At 57.7% G+C, this 4,876-nt stretch carries 8 protein-coding genes; 2 read left to right on the top strand and 6 right to left on the bottom strand.

Annotated elements, in window-relative coordinates; genetic code table 11:
* From ABYV26_RS20970 to ABYV26_RS20950, 5 genes are all read right to left on the bottom strand, one after another.
* Positions 1-91: twin-arginine translocase TatA/TatE family subunit (locus tag ABYV26_RS20970; RefSeq protein ID WP_372683309.1), on the bottom strand; the 91-nt coding region annotated here is incomplete at its 3' end.
* Between the two features lie 154 nt (positions 92-245).
* Positions 246-1,469, bottom strand: a complete 1,224-nt coding sequence (locus tag ABYV26_RS20965) for a murein transglycosylase A (RefSeq protein WP_372683308.1) — start codon at positions 1,467-1,469, stop codon at positions 246-248.
* Positions 1,462-1,953, bottom strand: coding sequence for a cyclic pyranopterin monophosphate synthase MoaC (gene moaC / locus ABYV26_RS20960; protein WP_372683307.1), 492 nt, complete (start codon positions 1,951-1,953; stop codon positions 1,462-1,464). The genes ABYV26_RS20965 and moaC overlap by 8 nt, the downstream gene beginning before the upstream one ends.
* Positions 1,954-1,978: 25 nt before the next feature.
* Complete coding sequence (locus tag ABYV26_RS20955; protein ID WP_372683306.1) at positions 1,979-2,338, bottom strand: molybdenum cofactor biosynthesis protein MoaE; 360 nt, start codon at positions 2,336-2,338, stop codon at positions 1,979-1,981.
* A gap of 15 nt (positions 2,339-2,353) precedes the next feature.
* Positions 2,354-2,959, bottom strand: a complete 606-nt coding sequence (locus tag ABYV26_RS20950) for a molybdenum cofactor guanylyltransferase (protein WP_372683305.1) — start codon at positions 2,957-2,959, stop codon at positions 2,354-2,356.
* Between the two features lie 339 nt (positions 2,960-3,298).
* Here ABYV26_RS20950 and ABYV26_RS20945 point away from each other — a divergent pair, with 339 nt between their 5' ends.
* Together ABYV26_RS20945 and ABYV26_RS20940 are read left to right on the top strand one after the other, a co-directional pair.
* Entirely contained in the window at positions 3,299-3,799 is a 501-nt protein-coding gene (locus ABYV26_RS20945) for a molybdenum cofactor biosynthesis protein B (protein ID WP_372683304.1), read from the top strand.
* A 151-nt stretch (positions 3,800-3,950) separates the two neighbouring features.
* Positions 3,951-4,328, top strand: coding sequence for a nucleotide pyrophosphohydrolase (locus ABYV26_RS20940; RefSeq protein ID WP_372683303.1), 378 nt, complete (start codon positions 3,951-3,953; stop codon positions 4,326-4,328).
* Here the strand turns inward: ABYV26_RS20940 and ABYV26_RS20935 are convergent.
* The gene (locus tag ABYV26_RS20935; RefSeq protein WP_372683302.1) at positions 4,323-4,748 is read right to left on the bottom strand and encodes a hypothetical protein; all 426 of its coding nucleotides are present in this window, start codon (positions 4,746-4,748) and stop codon (positions 4,323-4,325) included. The genes ABYV26_RS20940 and ABYV26_RS20935 overlap by 6 nt on opposite strands.
* Between the last annotated feature and the right edge of the window lie 128 nt (positions 4,749-4,876).

The raw sequence follows: 4,876 nt of genomic DNA, 5'->3' as shown, positions 1-4,876 counted from the left end.
TGGCCTTTCCTAACGACTTGGCCAGATCCGGCAGCTTCTTGGGCCCGATGACGATCAGGGCCACCGCCAGAATCAGGATCATTTCCGGCATTCCGATACCGAACATGATTGTCTCCTTTACTGCGCTAAACGTGCATGCCTGCTAAAATGGGCAACACTACTGGTTTTGACAGGGGGTGTCAAGACTAAGGCACGACGCTATTTAGCGAAATCAGGGGCAAAATCAATTCCTGCGGGAGCACGGGTTAGGGCCTCTCGGGAACCAGCACCAACAGGAAAAACGTCCCTTTGTGCTGCATGTGGCCAGCAGCAATCTCCGCGTAAGGTCCGTTGCCCCAGAAGATGTCCACCCGTCCCGGCCCCCGGATGGCCCCGCCGGTATCCTGATTCAGGGCAAAGGCCGAAAAATCCATCCACCGGTCGATGCGGCCGCTGCCGTCCACCACCGGGATCTGCGTTTGCAGAAAGGCCGGCGCAGCCATGGGAAACACCCGGCGATCCACGGCAACGGATCGCCCCGGTGTCAAGTCCACGCCAATGGCGCCGATGGGTCCGGATGCTTCGGTTTTGAAAAATACGTAACTGGGGTTATGGTTGAGCACTGCGTCGACCTCGGCCGGATGCGCTTGCAGATAGGCCTTGAGCCGCTGCATGGACATCTCCTCGGCCGGGATTTTGCCCTGGTCGATGAGCAGCCGGCCGATGCTGCGGTAGGGCTGTCCGTTGGAGCCGTGGTAGTGCACCCGAATGAATGAACCGTTGGCCAGGTAGATCCGTCCGGAGCCTTGAATCTGTAAAAAAAACAAATCGATTCGGTCATCCACCCAGGCGAGGGGTGGCGCTTTTTGAGCAAAGCCGGTGTCCGCCTCGATCGCCTGCCGATCCGGGTAGGGCACCAAGGTGTTGCCCTGGAGGCGGCCGACGATGCGCTTGCCCTTGAGGTCTTGCGAAAAAAGAGAGAGGTCGATCACCATCAAATCACCGGGCATGGCGTGCACCGGATAGCGGTAGCGGGCGTCGGGGGTCATGCTTCCCTGGAGGTGGGGTTCATAGTAGCCGGTAAACAACACCTGTCCGCTGTCCGGCCCCCCGCTTGACCGATACACCCGGTATCGGTCGGCTATAAACCGGTTGACCGCTGCCGGTTCGGGCCTTGTTTCCACGAAAGCCTGCAGTGTCTCCAGCGACCGAATCAGGTGAAGGGCGCTGTATGTGTCCTCTCCGAAGCGGAAGGTGCGCTCGGCAGGCACCCGGTTGAGATATTCCAGGCTTTTGCCGATGCCGTAAGAAAGGTTGTCCAGAAACAGATCGTCTGAAAAATCGGGATACTCCTCCACGGCCAGTCGGACCAATGATGCCGCAGGCTTGGCGGGAGGTTTGGGAAAAAAGGCGCAACCCGCGGCCATAAAAAGGGTCACCCCAAAGGCGACCCGCTTAACCGCAGAACAGAATCGGTCTGTTTTATTCATGGGTGGTGTTTTCCCTGACGAACGTGCCGCTCTTTCCACCGGTTTTTTTGAGCAGGCGGACGTCGGTGATGGTCATGGCTTTGTCGACGGCCTTGCACATGTCGTAGAGGGTAAGCGCCGCCACGCAAACGGCTGTGAGCGCCTCCATTTCAACCCCCGTCTGGTCGACAATACGCGCCGTCCCCTCGATGCGGATGGTGTGACTGGAAGCGTCCGGAAAAAAATCCACCTGCACGTGGGTCAGGTTCAAGGGGTGGCACATGGGGATCAGGTCAGCGGTCTTTTTAGCTGCCATCACCCCCGCAATGCGGGCTGTCTCCAAAACATTGCCCTTGGACACCGTGCCGGCAGCAATGCGCTGGAACGTCTCCGCGGACATAAGGACCACGGCCTGTGCCACAGCGGTCCGCTGGGATGTTTTTTTTTGGGTCACGTCCACCATGCGCACGCGGCCCTTGTCATCGATGTGGGTCAGTTCGGACATGCATCCCTCCCGGTCCTGGAACGATCTAAGAAAAAAACTCGGTTTTGGCGGTCACCGTCGTCTTAATGGCGTTCAGGGTATCGGTCAGGGCATCGATGACATTCTCCCGGACGTCGCCGGCCACCACCAGCAGCATCACATCATCCCCTATGGAAAGGTCAGCATCGGCGGCAATCTCCACCTGGATATCCACGATGCCCGGACGAGATCGGTGTTCGTCAAGCACCTTGGCCAGTCGCTGACGATCCACGGCCACCCGCAGCCCCGTCACCTTTCGGCCGTCGCGGGACGTCCCTCGAACCACTCCGTTGTGGCACAGAATCATGCCTACCCGGTCGTAGGCCGGATGGGTTTTAATCTTGGAAATTAATCGGCTCGCATTCATTTTCCCGTTCACTCCTCAACCATTTTGCTTATGTATGGCTTCCGCCCGCACCAGATCCGCAGGCGAGTTGACATTGAAAAAAGAGACCAGTTCCGGATCCTCCCTTCTCAGGGCGGCCTCGTCAACCGTTTTCACCCGCAACTTTCGAAACAACCCCTGGATCTTCAACAGATCCCGCTCCAACTGCCACACCATGGCCGGCAGGCAGGTTTTTTTGTACACGGCGAACATCGGCTCGTAGCCGGCCGATGTGGATGGAATGACGATATCCGCTTTGGGCGTAACCGTGTCCAGCAATCGCTGTATCAATGCGACCTTGATAAAAGGCGTATCGCAGGCGACGAAAAAAGCGTGTTCATGGGCAGCGGCGAACAGGCCCGCATGAAGGCCGTTGAGCGAACTGCGCACTGAATAGTGGTCGGTAACGATCAGGGCATCGACGTCCATGTAGGCAGCCGGGTCGTTCGTCACCAGAACGATCTGCTCGAACAGCCCGAGGTAGACCTCCAGGAGGCGGTCCACGATCCGCTTCCCGCCGATGCGGATGAAGGCCTTGTTTTGTCCGTCGAACCGTTTGTTTAGACCGCCGGCGAGGATCACGCCGGTACAGGGTAACGCCATAAAAGAGCTCCGGTTGAAACGCGTTCAATAGACCACATGGTTCTTGAAACGACGATCTATTTTGCAGTTGACCATAGAAAAAAGCCTTTTTAAATGCAAGGATATTCACTTGCCATGATGTGGGCCATGGGTTAGATATTGTCCAATCAGAAACGGCATCTTGTCGCCGAGGCCAGCGTGCTTTACGATTGGGACCTGAACCCGAATCTGCCCTTTCTGGATGGATCCTTGAACGTTGAACGTGCATCCGCGACAGATGGGGCACTTGAACTTGAAATCGATCGCACCCTTCTCGTGGCGTGTCGGTCGGCAAACGTTACAACAAGGCAGGTATAACCGATGGGCGTAAACCAGCATCGACAATCGGCACCGGCTTCGGTCGGTGTCGGCATCCTGTCGGTTTCCACCACCCGGGGAATCGAAAAGGACGAGAGCGGTCAATGGATGGCCCGGCGGGCCAAAAAAGAGGGGCACGACGTCCGGTTCCACCAGGTGGTCACCGACGACATCACCGCCATTCGCGATGCCGCATTGTGGGCCATCCGCAACCACGGCCTTCAGGCCCTGCTGATCACCGGCGGCACCGGCATCACGCCAACAGATGTCACCATCGAAGCCATCAAACCCTTGTTTTCCAAGGAGATGACCGCATTTGGGGCCATCTTTGCCCAGCTCAGCTACGAAGAGATCGATGCCGCTGCCATCCTCTCTCGCGCAGCGGCCGGCGTTGTCGGCGGCACCGTGGTCTTCTGCATGCCCGGCAGCAAAAAAGCCTGTCAGCTGGCCTGTAGGGCGCTGATTTTTCCAGAGCTGGGGCATGTGGTGGCCCATATTAAATAGCGCCCACCCACAAATAGCATCTTTCGGCCCAGGCCGGCGTTCTCGCTCAGTTGAAATCCTCGACGTAGCACTGCTACGCCTCCGGTTTCAACCTCGCTGCGGCCTTGGCCTGAACCAAAATCTACCATTTGCGGATAGACACCATATAAAGATGAAGAAGCTGACTGAGATAGAAAAACCCGGAATCGCACCGCTGACCGTCAAAGCGCTGCAGACAGCCGTAGACAAGTGGATCAAAACCTACGGCGTGCGTTACTTTGCCGAAATGACCAACTTGGCCGTGCTCATGGAAGAAGTCGGGGAGCTGGCCCGGATCATTTCCCGGACCTACGGAGAGCAAAGCTTCAAGGGAACGGGCAGCGCAACGGAGCTCGGCGACGAACTGGCCGACGTGCTCTTAGTTCTCGTATGCATCGCCAACCAGACCGGGGTGGACCTGGAAGCCGCTATTTCCAAAAACCTGCAAAAAAAGACGGCTCGGGACAGCCGCCGCCATCGAAACAACCCCAAGTTGACGTCTGGACTATAATCCATGGTCTGCGGCCATTTTGCAGATCGTTTTCTGCTGTGTGGCCGTGAGCGGACAAAAAGGCGAGTTGTCGTAAGTCGTGTCCTGGTTTTCCACCACGAGAACCATGGCCTCCGGGCTGAGTGTGTGCGTGTGCCAGACCGCTTTTTTGACATTATAGATCGTGTGGGGCGCCATGGGCTGCGCATGGATGACGGTGATGGAATCATCGCCTTCGCCCACATACAGAATGCACCGCCCCCGCAGCAGCACGAACACCTCATCGGTAGCATTGTGGCGCTGCATGGCCGTTATGTTTTCCGGCCTCAGCTCGTCGCTGTAATTCAAAATGGCCACCCGCCAGGCACCAAAATCGACCAGCGGGCGATATCCCGTCTCCGTGTGGGTGCGGACGTCCAGCAGGGTTTCAGGAATGGTCATGGCCGGCGCCTTCATGCTTGGGGAGGAAGCGCCTGGGCAAAGCCGCGCGCTTTTTTCAGCCAGCCGGTCAGGGCCTCGTCGGCTTCAATGCCGTTCGGCTCGACCATCACCCAGCCTTTCATGGGCCG

Source organism: Desulfosarcina sp. (assembly GCF_041551955.1).
Taxonomy (GTDB): Bacteria; Desulfobacterota; Desulfobacteria; order Desulfobacterales; family Desulfosarcinaceae; genus Desulfosarcina.
Note: the sequence above shows the minus strand (reverse complement) of the source record. Positions and strands in the feature narration are given on the sequence as shown.